The organism is Natrononativus sp. DTA114 (genome assembly GCF_059736515.1).
In genome coordinates this window covers 937,214-953,929 of record NZ_JCASSN010000001.1, presented here as the reverse complement: position 1 = coordinate 953,929, position 16,716 = coordinate 937,214, and the positions used below count along the sequence as shown (strand labels likewise).

Below are 16,716 nucleotides of genomic sequence, written 5' to 3'. Positions count from 1 at the left end.
ATCGACTATGGGTAAGATCACGTTCCGAGCGGACGACGACCTCGTCGCCGAACTCGAGGCGCTCGAGGCTTCGAAGAGCGAGGTTATGCGTGAGGCACTCCGAACCTACCTCGCGTCCGCTCCACGCTCGAGCCAGCACTCACCGCCGCAGTCGGAACACGAGCAGAGCGTCGACAGCCTCATTCGTGAGCGCGTCGACGAGATGCTCGCACAGCGCCGGTCCGACGCGCGGGCTCGTCGCGATTCCCAGGATATCAACCTGACCGTCTCACTCGAGGGTGTCGACGGAGCCGTCGCCCGACCGGCTGTCGACGGCCAACCGCAGTCGACTCACACCGGTGGCCGTGATGAACCGGCGCGTCAGGCGGACGAACCCGCCGAAACCGATTCCTGTAACCAGTGTGGTGAACGAGTCGCGGGCGACCACGTCTACTGTCCGAACTGCGGCGAGAAGGCGTCCCGGCGACTGTTCTGTGAGTGCGGTGACGAGGTTCGGTCGGACTGGGCGTTCTGTCCCAGCTGCGGGCGCCGGACGCCCGCAGCTGACGTTCTAGAGTCATGACTCTCCAGTATTCGAGAACGTCGTAAGACAATAACTCTCACGTCCGACGAAAGTTTTATTACGTATGACAAGGTTGACTATACCGCGTAAGACGGTTGTCTTACACCCGCCGGAACGAACCGGAAAACCGGCCGACTGCGTTCGGTTTCGGGTGTAAGACGGGCCGCGTCTGACAGGGGCGCGCACCGTCTTACTCCACGGGGAATACAACAAATGGAGCGTGTGACACTGCGAATACCGAAACAGCAGATCGAGGAGGTCGAACAGCTTGTCGAAACCGGCGAGTACCCGAACCGGAGCGAAGCGATCCGGTCGGCCGTCCGGGAGATGATCAACGAACAGGACACCCGCCACGAACAGGCCGGCAAACGGACCTGGGCGAAGGTGTAAAATGCAGGATATCGTACAGGAAGCCCTCGAAAACGCCGAAGAAGAGGCCCGAGAGATGGATGCGTCGATGGACGGCGACGAGTTCGGTGACCCCCGAATCGTCATCATCGGTGCTGGCGGCGCCGGTAACAACACGATCAACCGGCTGTACAACATCGGCGTTGACGGTGCTGACACCATCGCGATCAACACCGACAAACAGCACCTCAAGATGATCGAGGCCGACACGAAGATCCTCGTGGGCAAGTCGCTCACGAACGGACTGGGTGCCGGTGGCGATCCGTCGATGGGCGAGCGCGCGACCGAGATGGCCCAGAGCACGATCAAGGAGGTCCTCGGCGAAGCGGACCTCGTCTTCGTGACTGCGGGGATGGGTGGTGGGACCGGTACCGGTGCCGCGCCCGTCGCCGCCAAGATCGCGAAAGAACAGGGTGCGATCGTCGTCGGCATGGTCTCGACGCCGTTCAACGTCGAGCGAGCCCGCACGGTGAAAGCGGAAGAGGGCCTCGAGAAACTGCGCGAGCAGGCCGACTCGATCATCGTGCTGGACAACAACCGGTTGCTGGATTACGTCCCGAACCTCCCGATCGGCAAAGCGTTCTCGGTGATGGACCAGATCATCGCCGAAACCGTCAAGGGAATCTCCGAGACGATCACCCAGCCGTCGCTGATCAACCTGGACTACGCGGACATGTCCACGATCATGAATCAGGGCGGTGTCGCGGTGATGCTCGTCGGGGAAACCCAGGACAAGAACAAGACCGAGGAGGTCGTCCGGGACGCGATGAACCACCCGCTACTCGACGTCGATTACCGGGGTGCCTCGGGTGGACTCGTCCACATCACCGGCGGTCCCGACCTCACCCTCAAAGAGGCCGAAGGGATCGCCGACAACATCACGGAGCGACTCGAGGCGAGTGCAAACGTGATCTGGGGTGCCCGCATTCAGGAGAACTACAAGGGGAAGGTCCGCGTCATGGCGATCATGACCGGCGTCCAGAGCGCCCAGGTGCTCGGCCCCTCGACCCAGAAGCAGGCCGACAAGTCCCGCGCCAGCCTCGAGGGCGTAAACGAGGCCGACTTCGACGCCAGCCAGAACGTTCAGCAGTCGAAATCGGCCTACGGCGCCCAGAGCGACGGCGGCCGCAACGAACTCGAGCGCCAGAACGGCGTCGACGTCATTCGCTAATCACGATCGACACACTGTCGCGAATCCGCACCTGACACACCACACACCACCGCGAATTCGCGACCGCGACTGACACACCGTCCGCGACCTCGACACACCACACACCGCGTCGCGGACACCCACGAAATCGCGACGACTGCGTCGGCGAGACCACGACACACCACACACCACCTCGCCGACGTCACTTCTCGCGATTTCCGTTCTTCAACCGACCAGCGGTCGCGCCGGTCGAATTCGGTCTCGAGCCGTGATACGAATGCCTTTGTGAGCGGCTGTACTCCGTGTCGGACATGGACGCGCTCGTTTTCGCCGCCGGCCGTGGCACGCGCTTGCGCCCGCACACCGACGAGACGCCGAAGCCGCTGCTCGAGGTCGGCGGCGAACCGCTGCTCGCTCACTGCTTACGCGCCGTCGTCGAGGCTGGCGTCGACCGAATCGGACTCGTCGTCGGCTACCGTCGCGAGCAGATCGTCGACGCGTTCGGTGACGCTTTCGAGGGCGTTCCGATCACTTACGCCCACCAGGACGACCGGAACGGACTCGCCCGCGCGGTGCTCCGGGGGGCCGACGCGCTCGACGCGGACGACCTCGAGTCGATTCTCACGGTAAACGGCGACAACGTCTTCGACTGCGACCTGTCGCCGCTGATCGAGCGCCACCGCGAACCGGCGGTCGACGGCACCGTCCTGCTCGATCGGATCTCGAGAAACGAGGCCGAGACGGCCGCCGTCTGCGATCTCACACCTGACGGGACGATCCGGGAACTCGAGTCAACCGCGGTCGACCAGCCCGAGACGGGATACGTCGCCGCAGGGGCGCAAACGCACGGTCCGGTGCTGCTCGAGGCCTGCCGCGCGGTCGACCGCGGGGAGAGCGGCGAGTACGAACTCGCCGACGCGCTGCAGTCGCTCGTCGACGACGGGAAGCGGTACGTCGGCGTCGAATCGCCGGGCTGGCACCTGAACGTCAACACGCCGGCGGACCTCGAGCGGGCACGGGAACACTTCGAGGGCCTGTAACCGAAAACCGGGCGTTTACGTCGGTGTTCGGTGTTCGACTCAGACCGCGTGGATCGACTCGAGCAGCGAGCACTTGCGACACGTTTCGCGGGTGGTGATCGAGCCACACTCGACGCATTCGCGGAGTTCTACCCCGTCCTCGTCGCCGCGGTAGCGCTCGGCGACGATCCCCGCCAGTTCCTCGTAGCCCGAGAGGATCGAGTGGCGGGTGCCGGGGTGGTTCTCCTCGAGGCCGTACAACAGCTGTTGGATTTCGCCCCTGTAGGCTTCACTCGAGTGGGGACACTCCGTGATGTGGGCCGGCAGATCCCGGAGGTGGGCGTAGAGGGCGACTTCTTTCTCGGGAATATCTCGCAGTGGCTTCGCGCGCGGGACGAACTCGTCCTGCTCTTCGCGTTCCGAAAGCGGTCCTAGGCTCGCGTCGAAGTGTTTGGCGACCTGGGCGACGTCGCCCTCGAGGAAGTTCATCAGCGCCGTCTGGGCCTCGTCGTCCAGGTTGTGGCCCGTGAGCATGAGATCCGCGCCCAGCTTCTCGGCGTAGTTCGAGAGCAGGTCCCGGCGGAAGACGCCGCAGTAGGCGCAGGCGGCCATGTTCTCGGGGTCGTCCTCGACTACCTCGTCCATCCGGATATCGAACTCCTCCTCGTAAGACACGACCTCGTGGCGGATCTCGAGTTCGGCGGCGAGGTCGACGCAGGCCTCGAGGCTCTTGTCGCGGTAGCCCTCGATTCCCTCGTGGATCGTCAGCCCGACGAGTTCGATCCGGGGGTCCTCGGCGAACGTCTCGTGGAGGATCTGGGTGAGGACGACGCTGTCCTTGCCGCCCGAGAGGCCGACGACCCAGGTCTGTGGGTTCTCCGGCGAGGCGTCCTTCGGAACGAGGTCGTCCCGTCGGACGCGCCGGCGCACCCGCTTCTCGACCGACTCGCGGAAGTGGTGTTCACAGAGGTGTGCCCCCGAGTAGGCGGCGTGCATCACCGCCTCGCTGTCACACCGGTTGCAGTCCATCGACTCGAGGTAGTGAACTCGCGGGGAAACCGGTTTCGCTCCGTCCCGGATGGCCGAACGGAGCGGTCGGTCAGCCGGAGCTGGCTACCGGGCCGGAACCGTCTCCCGCTCCTCGACGACGTCGGCACCCTCCTCGAGGGACTCGAGAAGGAGGTCGACGTAGCGATCGCGGGCGCGCGAGGAGAACAGCTCGTGGCCGCCGTCGTATAGAACCACGTGTTCAGCGGGGACGCGCTCGCCGATCGGGCGGAGGCTGACGACCGGATCGCGCAGCGAACAGAAGACGACGGCGTCGTGGTCGATCGTCAGCAGCTCTTGCTGGGCGCGGCGAGTCTCGCGGACGAACGCGGGTGACACCCACTGGGGCATCGTCGCCAACTGGTGGTCGGTCGCCAGCTGGCCCAGGTCCTCGCGCTCGAAGCCGCCGAAGGGAACGAACGGGAAGCTCGTGGGGATCTCTCCGAGCAGATCGAGCGCGGGTGCGGGGTAGGCGTCGCTGTACCCCCACCACGGGCTGAGGTAGACGTGGTTCTCCGCGCCGTCGAGCGCCTGGCCGATCAGCGCGCCGGCGCTGTGGCCCAGCAGCTGGTAGCCGTCGAGGTCGACGACGTACTCGGCGATCGGCTCGAGCCAGTCGGCTTTGAAGTCGTCGATGTTGGTAGGGAGTTCGAACGCGTGGACCCGGTAGCCGGCGTTTGCGAGCGTTCCGATGAGCCAGCTGACGTTCTCGTGGGTCCAGCGGTTACCCCAGCCCATGACGAAAACGAGGTCCTCTTCACCCTCCTCGTTGAAGATGCGATCTCTCATATCATTGCGTTCAGCGGGAAGCCACAAAAATGTAGTCGATAGACAACATCTCACACGCCGGGGTCGGTTCGCGGTCTCTCCGCTCTGCACGCCGGTTGGGAACGTCTTTCAGCCGTCCGGTCGGACACGGAGACATGTTCCCGTCGCTCTCGAGTCGGCTCTACCGGATCGGGTTCAACCTGTTTCCCGCCTACCGCGGCACTGGCGGCCGCGTCACGTACATCGCGCCCGACTGGCAGGAGATCCGCGTGAAACTGCCATTCTCCTGGCGGACGCGCAACTACGTCGGAACGATATTCGGCGGGAGCATCTACGGCGCCGTCGACCCGTTTTACATGATGATGCTGCTGAAGTCCCTCGGCGACGAGTACGTCGTCTGGGACAAGGAAGCCGAGATCCGGTTCAAGAAGCCCGGCCGAGAGGCGTTGTATGCGACGTTTACGATCTCCGACGAGGAACTCGCGGCGATCCGGGCGGCACTCGAGACACGGGAGTCGGTCGACCGCGTCTACACCGTCGACCTGGTCGATAGCCAGGGAGTCGTCCACGCGACGGTCCGCAAGACGGTGTACGTCACGACCGACCAGGGAAAGCGCGCCTGACCGACTGAGAAACCGCTTTGGGGCTCGGTGCCCAACGACGGACAATGAGTGGACTGGACCGAGACGCTGCCGTCGACCGCCTCGAGGAACTCGTCGACGTAGTCGAAACCGAGACGATGCCCGTTCCCGTCCGCGAGATCTGGGTATACGGCGACATCGCGCTGGGTCTCGATCCCGTCGAGCGCCTCGACGTCTATCTCACCAAGGACATCCTGATGCGCGACGACCCCGGCCGCGAGGCCGAGTTCCGCGAGTCACACGGCGTCCGCGGCGTCGGCAAGTCCGTTCGGGCGGCGTGGGCCGCCGAGTACCCCGACTTTGTGCGGGCGAACGCGAACGGCCACGCCGCCCCCGAGAAGTGCCTCGCCGCCCATCTCCTCGAAAGCGACGAACCGATCCACCTCGAGGTCTGTAACGCCTCCTTCGAGGACAACGTCACCCAGCGACTTCGTGGAGCGAAACTGCGCGAGGACTACACCCAGTTGCTCGACCCTCGCGGGGTCTGCCTGTGGGCCGACGGCACCAGGAGCGAGGAGGCGTTTCGCAAACTCCGCGAGAGCGAGTTCGCGATGCCGACGCTGTCGGCGGCTCTCGAGATGCTCGGGCTCGAGGAGGCGAAAGCCCAGGAGGCCGCTCGGGAGCTCCACGCCTGGCGGACGGACCAGGAGGGCGCGACCGTTCGCGGCGACGTGGTCTAACGCGTTCGGCCCTCGCGGCGGATCACAAACTACTTTCTCGCCACGGTTCCTTGCTCGAGTATGTCGCCGTCGTCCGTCACGAACCGGGTGTTTACGCCGCGTGCAGCCCTTCTGGCCAACCTCGGACTCGTGTTCTCCGGTTCGGTGCTCGCGCTTCTTGGACTGATCGACATGTTTTCGGGGATCCTCATCGTCGTCATCGGATTCGTCGGAATCGCCGTGACGTACTACGCGTAGCACCGGCTGCACTCCCGGAACCCGCGCAAACGACGGATTCAGCGCCCGACGGTGACGTAAAACGGAACCGTCTCTTCCCGCCTGTACGCTCGTGCCTGCATCTGCTCGATCACGTCCCGTCCCATCTCGCGCCACGCGGTTCGCAACTCGTCATACTCGCTCTCCGTCAGCGGTCCCTCGAGCATCGTCGGCCGGTCGTCGGCCAGTCCCGCGCCCGTCGCCTTCCGCCGAGCCACCGCCAGGGCGTGGTCGTCGTACGGCGGTTCGATGGTCCGGCTGTGGTCGTACCGCCGAGTCTCGAGGACCTCGAGTCCGGCTTCCTCGAACGCCTCGTTCGCGGCCGCCCCGAGGGTGACGTCCGTCTCGACGCCCGCGAGGTACGCGCTTCGGGCGCGGGACTCGAGACGGGACTCGGCGTCGACGGTCGACTCTACCCGTACCGCGCCGTTGTCGGGCTCGATGGCCGCGACGAGGTCACTCGAGACGCGGGCGAACTCGGAGACTGCGGCGGTCGGATCGGGAAGGTTGATCAGCAGCGCCTGACAGATCACGATGTCGAAGCTATCGTCGGAAAACGGCAGCCGGGTGGCGTCGCCCGTGACGACGGGAACCGACTCGCCTGCGTGCTCGAGGAGGGCGGTATCGACGTCACAACCGACGACCTCGGCGGACGATTCGTCGGCGAGCACGCGGCTCAACTCCCCCGTCCCGCAGCCAACGTCGAGGATCCGCTCGCGGGAACCGAGATGGAGGGGTTCGAGGGCCTCGAGAGAGTCCTCCCACATCCCCTCGCGGGTTCGCGTCAGATACTCCTCGGAGAACTCTCGCACGGGCCGGGGTTCGGTGTCTCGAGTGAAAAACGGGTCGGTTCATCGCAGGGTGAAAGACTGGCGGAAGCAGTCGACGCGACCTACGCCTCGGCTTCGGCTTCCGCCTCCCGCAACTCCTTGACCTTCGCGATGTTCCAGGCGAACCCTTTCCCGTCCTCGGTGGGCGTCTCGAGTGCGAACGGCAGATCCCGGAGGTGAGGGTGGTTGACGATGGCGCGGATGCCGTCCTCGCCGATGTAACCCTCGCCGATGAGCGCGTGTTCGTCCTTGTGAGTGCCGACGTCGTGTTTCGAGTCGTTCAGGTGGATGTATTTCAGGTGCTCTAGACCGACCTCCTCGTCGAACCGTTCCACCGTCTCGTCGACGGCCTCGGGCGTGGTGAGGTCGTTGCCCGCGACCAGGGTGTGGGCGGTGTCGATACAGACGCCGATCTCCTCGTCCGTGCGGTCGATGATCCCCGCGAGGTGTGAGAACTCACCGCCCAGCTTGGTGCCGCTACCGGCGTCGGACTCGACGAGGATCTGTACGTCTTCGGGGACGTCGAGGTCGTCGATGACGCTCGCGGCGTTGTCGAGACCGCCCTCGACGCCGGCACCCGTGTGGGCGCCGAGGTGGACGTTTACGTACGGGATTCCGAGCTTCTCGGCGGCGTCGAGTTCGGCCTGCATCGACTCCATCGACTTCCGCCGGAGGTCCTCCTTCGGCGTACAGAGGTTGACGAGGTACGCGGAGTGGATCACCCACGGCCCCTCGAGGTGTTCGTCGCTCTCTTCGCGAAACCCGGCGGCCGTCTCCTCGTCGATGTCGGCCGTCGCCCAGACCTGTGGCGAGGTGGTGAAGATCTGGCCGCAGTTGCCGCCGAACGCGAGCTGGCGGTGAACGGCGTTGCGAACGTCGCTGTACGGCGGCGTCTCCTCGTCGGAGGAAACCCGCGAGCCGGAGATCGACACGTGTGCGCCTACCTTCATGCCGATGTGTCCGTACCGACCCATGAAAGGTACTTCGAAGCCGGATGTTCAGCGGGGTTCGTTCGCCTCGAGCACCTCTCGCTCTCGAACCCAGGCGTCGGCGCCGAACTTCCGATCCGCGAGGTCGCTGGCGGCTTCGAGTTCCTCCTCTCGCCATCCGCCTTCAGCGGTGTCGCACCACTCTCCGAGCGAGTCGGCGAGGACCTCGACGGCCGTCTCGCGGTCGATTCCGGCTTCCGCGCGAATGCTCGTCACGCGATCGGTGAACGTCGACTCCGCGAGGTCGGCGTCGAAGACGCCCAGATGGTGGGTTGGCTCGAGGTCGAAACTCAGCGAGCCGTGCTGGATGACGACGTCGCGCTGGCGGTACTGGGCGTTGCCGCTGATCTTCTTCGCCGCCTCGCCCGCCTCGATTGGGGCGACCACGTCGTGGGCCGGATGAATGTCCCGCAGGTAACACGAGGGCTGGTAGATCGCCTCCTGTTTCGCACCGGCGAAGTCGGCGTCGACACCCATCCGCGAGAACGCCTCGAGGATCGGCTCGCAGAACAGCGCGTAGCAGTCCATCAGGTCGCCGGGAACCTCTGTGGCCGGCGCGACGATCGTGTAGGAGATGTCCGCGTGCGAGTCGTGGTAGATCCCGCCGCCACCGGTCTGGCGTCGCGTGACGTCGATTCCCTCGCGCTCACAGTAGTCCCAGTCGACGGTGTCGGTTTCCTGTCGGTAGCCCAGCGAAAGCGTGCTCGGTTCCCAGTCGTAGACGCGCACGGTTCGAAGGTCCTCCTCGAGGGCCGTTTTTGCGGCGACTTCCTCGAGTGCCATCTGTGTCGCCCCCTCTCGCGGCTCGTCCCGGATGAGTCGCCAGTTGCGGTCGGCGAGATCGGTCATACCTACCGAATCGGCCGGGGCCGGGATAGCGATTACGACGCCTCGTTTGGCGTGGACGTGTATTTCCTATCCTAGCATACGGTTTATCAGTCGGGGGGCCGGCTCGAGAGTCGACCGTTCAGCCGCCGTCAGGACGTTTTTACGTATCCGACGGATAGCAGGCCCATGGTGCGGAACGTCGCCGGTCTGTTGGCCGAACTCGAGGAGGAGGACTTCTATCTGCTCTCCGGCGTCGAGCAGGGGATGCGATTCTCCGAGTGGGTACAGCGAAACAAACTCTCGAAGTTCTCTGGACTCACCGACGAGGAGGTCGACTACCGCCTCGAGCGTGCGCTCAAGCGGGGGCTCGTCGAGAAGAAGACCATCCAGTACGAAGGGTACACCCTGCAGTTCGAGGGGTACGACGTGCTCGCACTGCGGGCGCTCGTCGAACGGGATACGATCTCGGAGTTCGGCTCTTCTCTGGGCGTCGGCAAGGAAAGCGACGTCTACGAGGTGAAATCGTACAAGCCGCTCGCGCTGAAGTACCACCGCGAGGGGTACACCAACTTCCGCGAGGTGAACAAGGAGCGCGATTACACCTCGGACAAACAGCACGTCTCCTGGATGTACACCGCCCGCAAGGCGGCCGAACGCGAGTACGAGATCCTCGAGGAACTGTACCCCGATGTCGCGGTTCCCCGGCCGATCGATCAGAACCGCCACGCCATCGTCATGGAGAAGATGGACGGCGTCGAACTCTCCCGGACGAAACTCGAGGACGACCAGGTGCTGGGCGTGCTCGAACTCCTCCTCCGGGAGATGGCTCGCGCGTACGAGCGGGGGTACGTGCACGCGGACATGAGCGAGTACAACGTCTTCCTCAGCGAGTCCGGACCGACGATCTTCGACTGGCCCCAGGCGGTGCCGACCGATCACGAGAACGCCGCGGCGTTCCTCCGCCGAGACGTCCGAAACGTCCTGGGATACTTCCGCAGAAAGTATCCGCGGCTCGTCCCCGACGACCTCGAGCACGAATCGCTGGCGGACGAGATAGAGGAAGGGACGTTCGAGCAACTCGCCCGGTAAACAGTTTCTGGTGAAACAGCCGATAGCGGTCGCTCCCCTTCCGCATAAACTTCATGCTGCGATATAAAATAGGGCGCAGTAGCACGAACGTGATCGTCTCCGAAGCAAGAATTGCCGGCAACACAATAGAAAATCGTTGCCTTGTGATGGAGCGTTCTATGGTCACCCGACGAACGGTGCTTGCCGGAGTGACGAGTACGATACCGCTCTCCGTTGCCGGCTGTCTCTCGGATCTCGGTATCGACTCCGACGACGCCGATTCGAACGACACCGATGACTCGAACGAAACCGAACCGACCGACGACGAACCGATCGAGGGATCGGAGAACGAATCAGAAGACGAACCGACCGGTGGCTCTGAAAACGACTCGGCCGATGAGTACGAACAGGTCGACGGTGCCTACGAACTGACCGTCGCCGAGATCGAAGACGGTGACTGGATCGGCGAGCGCGTCCGCGTCGAGGGGACGGTTTCCGAAGCCGTCGGCGGGGACACCGTCGAACGGTTCGCACTCGAGGACGATACCGGAACCCTCCGAATGGTGTATCCCGACGAGCCCCGATCGGACTACGGTGAGGGGTACGACGTGCGCGTGGAAGGAATCGTTACTGACGGCGAAGACGTCCCCTCGACGCCGCCGGTGATCGAGGAGGCGGTCGTCTACGTCCAGTAACTCCTCCCACGGGCCAAACTCGGTTCACGGTCCCACAGAACTATTCTCCTCGCCGTCGTGTGATTGTGTATGACTAGCACAGATCCGTCGATGCGAGAGCCAACCACTACGGCGAACGCACGCGTCTGGCAGGGTGGAATCGCCGGCGGCCTTCTCGGTGGTGTCGGAATGGGAATCGTCCTTCACGCCGGAGCCAACCAGATGGCGCTGTTCGGGGCCCTCGTCGGTTCACCGACTGTCGCCGTCGGCTGGCTCGTCCACCTGACGTTCAGCGTCCTGTTCGGGATGGCGTTTGCGGCGATTGTCTCGAGCGCACCGCTTCGCGAGTTTCGGGGAACCGCCTCGAGTTACGTCGGCCTCGGATTCGCCTACGGTGTGCTCCTGGGGCTGTTTTCCGGCGGCTTTCTGTTCCCCCTGTCGCTCAACCGCTTCGGAACGATCGCGTACCCGGTACCCTTTCTTCCGCTGCCGGGGGCCGCTGGCGAGTTGTTGTTCGCGCTGTTGCTAACGGGCGGCCACCTCGTCTACGGTGTCGTGCTCGGTGCGGTGTACGCGACGGTCGTGGGCACGACAGCCGGCGTGGAGGCGACAGAAGCGAGCGTCGACCAGTAGCCGGACAGAGAACCGCCGGCGAAGCGGGTCGCCCCGCGCCTTACTCGTGGCTGCTGGGCGCGACGTCGATCTCGTCGAACCCGGCCAGATCGCCGGCCTCGGCCCGTTCGACCGCACTCAGAGCGTCGACGTACCCCGCGCCGACCGATTCGGCGGTGTACGCGTCGTGGACGGTTTGGTCGGCCGTCGCCTCGAGCGTCGTCAGCACGTCCATCGGATCGGGATACGCGCCGTGGTTCTCGTAGTAGGCGTCGACGACCAGCGTGGCACAGCCCGCCGTGACCGGACAGGACATGCTCGTGCCGGACATAAGCCCGTAGTAGAGTTCGTCGTCCGGTTCGATCGCGTTCAACGGGTGAGCCGGGTTGAGCGTGCTCATCACGTCCCCGCCTTTCGCGGCGACCCCGTTGCGATAGATGCCGAGTGGGCCGTCGATTTCGTCCTCCGGAGTACCCGCGTACAGCGAAGTAAGGTTCTCGTAGGCCGCCCCGCGGTCGTAGTTGTCGTGGTCCCAGGAGCCGTCCCGGGGCCGACCGCGCGAGGAGAAGTCCGTCACGGTCTGATCGGCGTGTGTGGCAGCAACGCCGAGGACGTGTGGGGCCTTCGTGTACTGGCTCAGGGTCCCCTCTTCGGGGCCGCTGTTGCCCGCCGAGAACACCGGCAGGATACCGTCCTCGTGGGCGTGCCAGGTCGCCACGTTCAGCGGATCGTCGGGGACGAACGGCCGATCGTCGTCGAGCGGGCCGTAGGAGTTCGAGACGACCTGGACGTCGTGGTCGCCCTCTCGCTGGCGGCGGAGCATGTCGTCGTACGCCGCAACGGTGTAGACGATCAGGAGGCCGCCGGCACCACAGGAGTACACTGTGAGGTCGGCGTCGGGTGCCATCCCGGTGTACTCGCCGTCGCTGACCGAGCCGTCGCCGGCGACGCTTCCCGAACAGTGTGTGCCGTGGCCGCTCGCGTCGCTGTCGACGAGGCCGACGTCCTGCCACCACAGCGGGTCGGTGACGTCGGGAACGCCGACGTACTGCAGGTTCGCCTGGAGGTTGTCCTCGAGATCCGGATGGGCGCCGTCGACGCCGCTGTCGATGACGACGGTGTGGGCGTTCGAGCCGGTGTAGGCGCGCTCGAGGCCCGTCCCCGCCTGTACCTCATCCGCCGCGGTGTCCCCGCGGGCGTCGTCGTTGTGGTACTCGAGTTCGTAGTTCGACGAGACGAACCTGACTTCGTCCCAGCCGGCAACGCTCTCGATGAGCGGTCCCGGTAGCTCGGCGTAGCCGATCGGGAGCACGTCGAAGCCGACGGCCACCTCGACGTCGAGCGCCTCGAGGCGGACGAGATCGTCGTTTTCCTCGAAGACGATCAACACCTCCTGGAGGGCGTCGCTCTCGAGATCGAGGGCGTCGTCGACGAGGGTGTCTCCGACGCTGGTGAGTCCCTCGAGCGTGTCCCCGAGCAGGGCGCTCGCGCTCCCGCTGAGGGCGACGCTGCCGGTGACGCCGGCGCCAACTCCTTTGAGAACGGTTCGTCGCGATCGTGTCGTGGTGTGAGTGTCGTCGGTCATCGTTAGATGTCTGCTGCAAGTACGGTTACGTCCGCGTCAGTTTCCTCGAGTTCGATCCACTCGCGGTCGGTGAGCGTGCCGTCGCCGTCCGTCTCGCGCGAGACGGCGATCGGGCCGAACTCGTACGTGTCGCTGTCGAGCAGGCCGTCGGGTGCCTCGGCGAAGTGGGTGAGCGTCTCGTATCGTTCCCGAGGATCGTCCAGCCCGAAGTAGACGTGGGTGCCGCCGTTCATCGCGGGCGTCGTCGCCTCGAGGTCGCCGTGATCCTCGTCGACCTCCCAGCCCTCCGGGACCGTATCGCGAACCAGCACCGTCTCGTCGTCGGGCTCGAACACTTCGACGTCGAGTTCGGTGCGGTTGGTCTGACCGCCGGTGAAGACGGAACCGGAGTCGTCGCGGTCGCCGTCGGCGTCGAACGACGGTTCGGGCTCTTCGTTCTCGGTCGGTCCCTGCTCGGCGTCGCCGATCCGGGCCTGTTCCTCGCCGTCGACGATCCGGACCTGCTCGAAGCCGAGCGCGTTCGTGAACACGGTGTGGCCGAAGAAGGCGAGGACGTGATTCTTCAGGCCGAACGGGTGCAGTTCCGTCTGGTTGGCCGGCGGGAGGAGGCCGCCAACGACGTGAATCCCCTGCCAGGCCTCGTCGTCGGTGAAGATCGAACCGGCGCCGACCCGGTCGTCGGTCGTGCCGGCGACCGTCCCGCCCGACTCCTCGAAGGCGTCGGCGTCGAGCAGCGTCATCGGCGCGTCCTCGGCGTAGGGGTAGCCGAGCGGGGCGACCTTCCAGAGCATTCGCTGGATCGGCCGCGTGTCGGTCAGCAGCGGGTGATCCTCGTCTTTCTCCTCGAGGTGGGCGACGCCGAACGTCTCGGTCGTCACGTCGTCGTCGTCGATCCCCGGCGCGGTCGCCATCTCGGCGAGCAGGTGGAGGCCGGTATCGGTCACCACGAGGTTGCCGTCGTCCTCGACGAAGGCGTCGAGCGCCTCGACGTACGCCTCGGGGTCGTCGCCCGCGTCGTCGTGGATGACGACGAGGTGGTCGTAGTCGGTCGCCGCCCCGTCGGCGACCTCCACGGGGGTCAGTCCGACCGCGTCGACCAGATCGTTCGCCTCCTCGTAGTCCACGAAGAACTCGAGAGGCGTGACCTCGTACGCCTCCTGTTCGAAGCCCAGCGCGTCGCGCGGGTCGGGATGCTCGGTGTCCGACTGGAGCGTGCCGACGTGGACGTCCATGTGGACCGGCCGCTCTTCCATCAGACTCGCGACCTCGAGGGTCCACTCGCCCGCCTCGGGATCGCGGATCACGAACGGCTCGAAGTCGTGGTGTGCCTCGCCGCCCGTCTCGGAGGGACGGTAGGCGCGAACCTCCTCGCCCGCCGGATTCCGGAGGAGGACGTCCGCGAGGTCCTGCTCGGCGTGGGCGTGCACCGAGAGCGTGTGAAGCCCCTCCGCGACCTCGAGTGCCGTCGTCTCCGTCTCGTACGCCTCGACGACGAGTTCCTCCTGGGTCGTTTCTACGTCCGCGCTTCCGTCCTCCTCGAAGAAGCTGAGTTCCTCCGAAGAGCGGGTGAGTTCGTCGGTCGTAACGTAGGCGACCTCGGTCGTCTCCCCGCTGCGCGTCTCGACTGTCGAGTCGACGTCGCGCAGGGCGTAGTCGGTCATGGTCCGCATCGCCTCCATGTAGCCAGTGACCCACATGTCGCAGAGTTCCGGGTTGTAGACGTTGCCGCCGACCATGTGGCTGTAGGCCATCTCGAAGGCCATCGTCGTCATGTCGAGGCCGCCGCGGTCCTCGCTGGCGCCCATGAACCCGATCAATCCGCCGGTGATGGTGTAGCCGATCGTGTCCCAGATCGTCGAGTAGTCGTAGGCGGTTTCGGGGAGGACGGGAAACCCCATCGCGTCGGTGTTGAAGTCGCCCGTCGCCTCCTCCTGAACGTCGGCGAGCGTCTCCCAGGTGTCGAGTTTCTCCTCTAAGCTCTCCTCTAAAACGCGGTTCATCTCGTAGAGGTCGTGGAACTCGTTCTGGGTGTACTCGATCTGGTTGATCAGCCCCAGGATGAAGTCGGAGTTCCACAGCATCGCGTGGAGGTCGGCGCCGTGGGTGAGGTTCTCGTACCCTCTGAAATGTTCGACGGCACCCATCGCGTCCGGAACCGTGTTGACGATGTCGTGGGGGTTGTCCTCCGCCCAGCGATCCTCGTCCGGTTCACCGGGGTGGTGCGTCGGATCGATCCAGCCGACTGTCGGGTACTGACGGTTCGTGTCGAACACCTCCGCGTTGCCGCGCTCGTGCAGCGGCGCGCCAGGAACGCGCGGCGAACCCGTGCCGTCGCCACCGACCTGCCAGCCGCTGTCGTACTGCGGGCTGCGGGCGACCCAGCCGTCGGGGTTGACCGAGAGGACGATGAGCACGCAGTCGTCGAGCAGTTGCTCGAACTCCGTCTCACGGCCGGTCAGGATGCGCTCGATGAACCGGTAACAGGCCTCCGGTCCGGCGCGCTCTAAGCCGTGCATCGACGCCTCGAACAGCACCTTCTGGCGCTGCTCGAACTCCTCCGTTCCCCGGATATCGTCGATGTCGTTCGTGAGTTCGGCGACGTGGAGATCCTTGGGGTCCTCGCGGTCTGTGATGCGGTTGTGGTGACCGGGACTCCGCCCGAAGTCGACGTCGTCGCTGTGCGGATTATCGTCGTCGGCCAGTGCGTAGAAGTCGAGTCGGTCGGCGTGCTCGGACTCCAGGTGCTCCATTCCGTCGATCATCTGCTCGTAATCGATGAAGTCGACGGCGCGGTGGGGAGCGGGGAAGACGCCCAGCGGGTACTCGCCCAGCCGCCAGAACGGGTTCGATCCCGGAGAGTAACTCAGCTCCTCGGCCGACGGCAGGTCGACGACCTCCTCGACCTCGGGAGTCGTTAGCTGTGCGTATGCGACCGACTGCTCCTCGAGAAGCCAGTCGTCTTCCATCTCGAGGTCGAGTCCGAGCAGGTCTTCGAGGCCGCCGTCCGCGAACTGGATCAGCGTCGGAACCGGATACTCCTCGGGCGTGTGGTTGACCACGTACTCGTACTCGTCGGTCATCGCCGCGTCCTCGAGGTCGGCGAGGGCGTTGCCGGGGAGCGTGAGCGCCGCGCCGACGGCCGTCGCTAGCTTTCCGAACTGACGGCGGTTGATCGAAACGGCCTCGAACGCGCTCTCGTCGGGGAGGTCGCGGTCGTGATCGTGCCCGCGGCCGCGTTTCTGGTCGTGTTCGTTCTCCCGATCGCCGCGTCCTGTCTCGTGTTTGCTCATGATTTGGGGGTGGATTGACTCGGTTGCTCGCCGTTGCTACTGCTCCTCACCTGCCAGTGTCACGTCGTCGAACGTCGCCAGGTCGCCGTCCTCGGCCCGCTGGGTCGCCGCCAGGTCGTCAATGTACCCCGCGCCCGCGTTAGTCGTCGTGTACTCGCCCGTTCCGACCGGCTCGTCCGCGCCGGCCGCGCCGACGAGGCGAAGGAACTGTCGTCGGTTCGATTCGGTCCGTGGTGTGGTGTCTGTCATTCGTGGGGATCGTGTCGGATGCGTGCAGTTCACACGGCGTGAGCGAGCTCCCGTCGGTGGT

Annotated in this window: 18 protein-coding genes; 10 read left to right on the top strand and 8 right to left on the bottom strand. The window is 65.2% G+C overall.

The features are described 5' to 3' along the window. Window positions 1–7 precede the first annotated feature (7 nt). The 4 genes from AC6I6S_RS05005 (at window position 8) to AC6I6S_RS04990 (ending at window position 3,160) form a co-directional block, all read left to right on the top strand. Window positions 8–562, top strand: a complete 555-nt coding sequence (locus AC6I6S_RS05005) for a double zinc ribbon domain-containing protein (RefSeq protein ID WP_497948634.1) — start codon at window positions 8–10, stop codon at window positions 560–562. A gap of 213 nt (window positions 563–775) precedes the next feature. Further along, on the top strand, window positions 776–952 hold the full coding sequence (gene cdrS, locus AC6I6S_RS05000) for a transcriptional regulator CdrS (protein ID WP_497948633.1): 177 nt from the start codon (window positions 776–778) through the stop codon (window positions 950–952). Window position 953: 1 nt separating this feature from the next. Next, window positions 954–2,141: a cell division protein FtsZ gene (gene ftsZ, locus AC6I6S_RS04995; RefSeq protein WP_497948632.1), complete on the top strand. Its 1,188-nt coding sequence runs from the start codon at window positions 954–956 to the stop codon at window positions 2,139–2,141. A 290-nt stretch (window positions 2,142–2,431) separates the two neighbouring features. Then, a complete protein-coding gene (locus tag AC6I6S_RS04990; protein ID WP_497948631.1) occupies window positions 2,432–3,160 on the top strand; it encodes a sugar phosphate nucleotidyltransferase in 729 nt (242 codons plus the stop codon). 39 nt (window positions 3,161–3,199) lie between these two features. Here AC6I6S_RS04990 and ncsA read toward each other — a convergent pair whose 3' ends face one another. Both ncsA and AC6I6S_RS04980 read right to left on the bottom strand, forming a co-directional pair. Then, window positions 3,200–4,168 carry a tRNA 2-thiolation protein NcsA gene (gene ncsA / locus AC6I6S_RS04985; RefSeq protein WP_497948630.1) on the bottom strand — a complete coding sequence of 323 codons (969 nt, stop codon included), beginning with the start codon at window positions 4,166–4,168 and terminating at the stop codon, window positions 3,200–3,202. 84 nt (window positions 4,169–4,252) lie between these two features. Next, window positions 4,253–4,975, bottom strand: a complete 723-nt coding sequence (locus tag AC6I6S_RS04980; protein ID WP_497948629.1) for an alpha/beta fold hydrolase — start codon at window positions 4,973–4,975, stop codon at window positions 4,253–4,255. Between the two features lie 134 nt (window positions 4,976–5,109). On the opposite strand from AC6I6S_RS04980, the gene AC6I6S_RS04975 reads away from it, so the two are divergent. Genes AC6I6S_RS04975 through AC6I6S_RS04965 form a run of 3 tightly spaced genes read left to right on the top strand, consistent with a single transcriptional unit; the run spans window position 5,110 to window position 6,512 of the window. Next, complete coding sequence (locus tag AC6I6S_RS04975; RefSeq protein ID WP_497948628.1) at window positions 5,110–5,577, top strand: DUF4442 domain-containing protein; 468 nt, start codon at window positions 5,110–5,112, stop codon at window positions 5,575–5,577. A gap of 44 nt (window positions 5,578–5,621) precedes the next feature. Continuing rightward, window positions 5,622–6,275, top strand: a complete 654-nt coding sequence (locus AC6I6S_RS04970; protein WP_497948627.1) for a DUF7095 family protein — start codon at window positions 5,622–5,624, stop codon at window positions 6,273–6,275. A 60-nt stretch (window positions 6,276–6,335) separates the two neighbouring features. Then, window positions 6,336–6,512 carry a hypothetical protein gene (locus tag AC6I6S_RS04965; RefSeq protein WP_497948626.1) on the top strand — a complete coding sequence of 59 codons (177 nt, stop codon included), beginning with the start codon at window positions 6,336–6,338 and terminating at the stop codon, window positions 6,510–6,512. Window positions 6,513–6,550: 38 nt separating this feature from the next. On the opposite strand, the gene AC6I6S_RS04960 is transcribed toward AC6I6S_RS04965, so the two are convergent. From AC6I6S_RS04960 to AC6I6S_RS04950, 3 genes are all read right to left on the bottom strand, one after another. Further along, window positions 6,551–7,342 carry a class I SAM-dependent methyltransferase gene (locus tag AC6I6S_RS04960; RefSeq protein WP_497948625.1) on the bottom strand — a complete coding sequence of 264 codons (792 nt, stop codon included), beginning with the start codon at window positions 7,340–7,342 and terminating at the stop codon, window positions 6,551–6,553. A gap of 80 nt (window positions 7,343–7,422) precedes the next feature. Next, window positions 7,423–8,310, bottom strand: a complete 888-nt coding sequence (locus AC6I6S_RS04955; protein ID WP_497948624.1) for a deoxyribonuclease IV — start codon at window positions 8,308–8,310, stop codon at window positions 7,423–7,425. Window positions 8,311–8,358: 48 nt separating this feature from the next. Next, complete coding sequence (locus AC6I6S_RS04950; protein WP_497948623.1) at window positions 8,359–9,198, bottom strand: lipoate--protein ligase family protein; 840 nt, start codon at window positions 9,196–9,198, stop codon at window positions 8,359–8,361. Between the two features lie 165 nt (window positions 9,199–9,363). Here AC6I6S_RS04950 and AC6I6S_RS04945 point away from each other — a divergent pair, with 165 nt between their 5' ends. From AC6I6S_RS04945 to AC6I6S_RS04935, 3 genes are all read left to right on the top strand, one after another. Continuing rightward, a complete protein-coding gene (locus tag AC6I6S_RS04945) occupies window positions 9,364–10,266 on the top strand; it encodes a serine/threonine-protein kinase RIO2 (protein ID WP_497948622.1) in 903 nt (300 codons plus the stop codon). A gap of 158 nt (window positions 10,267–10,424) precedes the next feature. Continuing rightward, entirely contained in the window at window positions 10,425–10,940 is a 516-nt protein-coding gene (locus AC6I6S_RS04940; protein ID WP_497948621.1) for a hypothetical protein, read from the top strand. A gap of 69 nt (window positions 10,941–11,009) precedes the next feature. Continuing rightward, window positions 11,010–11,552, top strand: a complete 543-nt coding sequence (locus tag AC6I6S_RS04935) for a hypothetical protein (RefSeq protein ID WP_497948620.1) — start codon at window positions 11,010–11,012, stop codon at window positions 11,550–11,552. Window positions 11,553–11,592: 40 nt separating this feature from the next. Here AC6I6S_RS04935 and AC6I6S_RS04930 read toward each other — a convergent pair whose 3' ends face one another. The 3 genes from AC6I6S_RS04930 to AC6I6S_RS04920 are packed head-to-tail and all read right to left on the bottom strand — an operon-like array spanning window position 11,593 to window position 16,655. Next, entirely contained in the window at window positions 11,593–13,116 is a 1,524-nt protein-coding gene (locus tag AC6I6S_RS04930; protein WP_497948619.1) for a S8 family peptidase, read from the bottom strand. Window positions 13,117–13,118: 2 nt separating this feature from the next. After that, complete coding sequence (locus AC6I6S_RS04925; protein WP_497948618.1) at window positions 13,119–16,406, bottom strand: M14 family metallopeptidase; 3,288 nt, start codon at window positions 16,404–16,406, stop codon at window positions 13,119–13,121. A 36-nt stretch (window positions 16,407–16,442) separates the two neighbouring features. Then, the gene (locus AC6I6S_RS04920; RefSeq protein WP_497948617.1) at window positions 16,443–16,655 is read right to left on the bottom strand and encodes a hypothetical protein; all 213 of its coding nucleotides are present in this window, start codon (window positions 16,653–16,655) and stop codon (window positions 16,443–16,445) included. Between the last annotated feature and the right edge of the window lie 61 nt (window positions 16,656–16,716).

What these genes read in the sequence shown, in the direction of transcription:
- AC6I6S_RS04970 (WP_497948627.1), top strand. Translation starts at nt 5,622, where the DNA reads ATGAGTGGACTGGACCGAGACGCTGCCGTCGACCGCCTCGAGGAACTC.
- cdrS (WP_497948633.1), top strand. Translation starts at nt 776, where the DNA reads ATGGAGCGTGTGACACTGCGAATACCGAAACAGCAGATCGAGGAGGTC.
- ncsA (WP_497948630.1), bottom strand. Translation starts at nt 4,168, where the DNA reads ATGGACTGCAACCGGTGTGACAGCGAGGCGGTGATGCACGCCGCCTAC.
- AC6I6S_RS04975 (WP_497948628.1), top strand. Translation starts at nt 5,110, where the DNA reads ATGTTCCCGTCGCTCTCGAGTCGGCTCTACCGGATCGGGTTCAACCTG.
- AC6I6S_RS04940 (WP_497948621.1), top strand. Translation starts at nt 10,425, where the DNA reads ATGGTCACCCGACGAACGGTGCTTGCCGGAGTGACGAGTACGATACCG.
- AC6I6S_RS04950 (WP_497948623.1), bottom strand. Translation starts at nt 9,198, where the DNA reads ATGACCGATCTCGCCGACCGCAACTGGCGACTCATCCGGGACGAGCCG.
- AC6I6S_RS04925 (WP_497948618.1), bottom strand. Translation starts at nt 16,406, where the DNA reads ATGAGCAAACACGAGACAGGACGCGGCGATCGGGAGAACGAACACGAC.
- AC6I6S_RS04980 (WP_497948629.1), bottom strand. Translation starts at nt 4,975, where the DNA reads ATGAGAGATCGCATCTTCAACGAGGAGGGTGAAGAGGACCTCGTTTTC.
- AC6I6S_RS04955 (WP_497948624.1), bottom strand. Translation starts at nt 8,310, where the DNA reads ATGAAGGTAGGCGCACACGTGTCGATCTCCGGCTCGCGGGTTTCCTCC.
- AC6I6S_RS04920 (WP_497948617.1), bottom strand. Translation starts at nt 16,655, where the DNA reads ATGACAGACACCACACCACGGACCGAATCGAACCGACGACAGTTCCTT.
- AC6I6S_RS04935 (WP_497948620.1), top strand. Translation starts at nt 11,010, where the DNA reads ATGACTAGCACAGATCCGTCGATGCGAGAGCCAACCACTACGGCGAAC.
- AC6I6S_RS04990 (WP_497948631.1), top strand. Translation starts at nt 2,432, where the DNA reads ATGGACGCGCTCGTTTTCGCCGCCGGCCGTGGCACGCGCTTGCGCCCG.
- AC6I6S_RS04965 (WP_497948626.1), top strand. Translation starts at nt 6,336, where the DNA reads ATGTCGCCGTCGTCCGTCACGAACCGGGTGTTTACGCCGCGTGCAGCC.
- AC6I6S_RS04945 (WP_497948622.1), top strand. Translation starts at nt 9,364, where the DNA reads ATGGTGCGGAACGTCGCCGGTCTGTTGGCCGAACTCGAGGAGGAGGAC.
- ftsZ (WP_497948632.1), top strand. Translation starts at nt 954, where the DNA reads ATGCAGGATATCGTACAGGAAGCCCTCGAAAACGCCGAAGAAGAGGCC.
- AC6I6S_RS04930 (WP_497948619.1), bottom strand. Translation starts at nt 13,116, where the DNA reads ATGACCGACGACACTCACACCACGACACGATCGCGACGAACCGTTCTC.
- AC6I6S_RS05005 (WP_497948634.1), top strand. Translation starts at nt 8, where the DNA reads ATGGGTAAGATCACGTTCCGAGCGGACGACGACCTCGTCGCCGAACTC.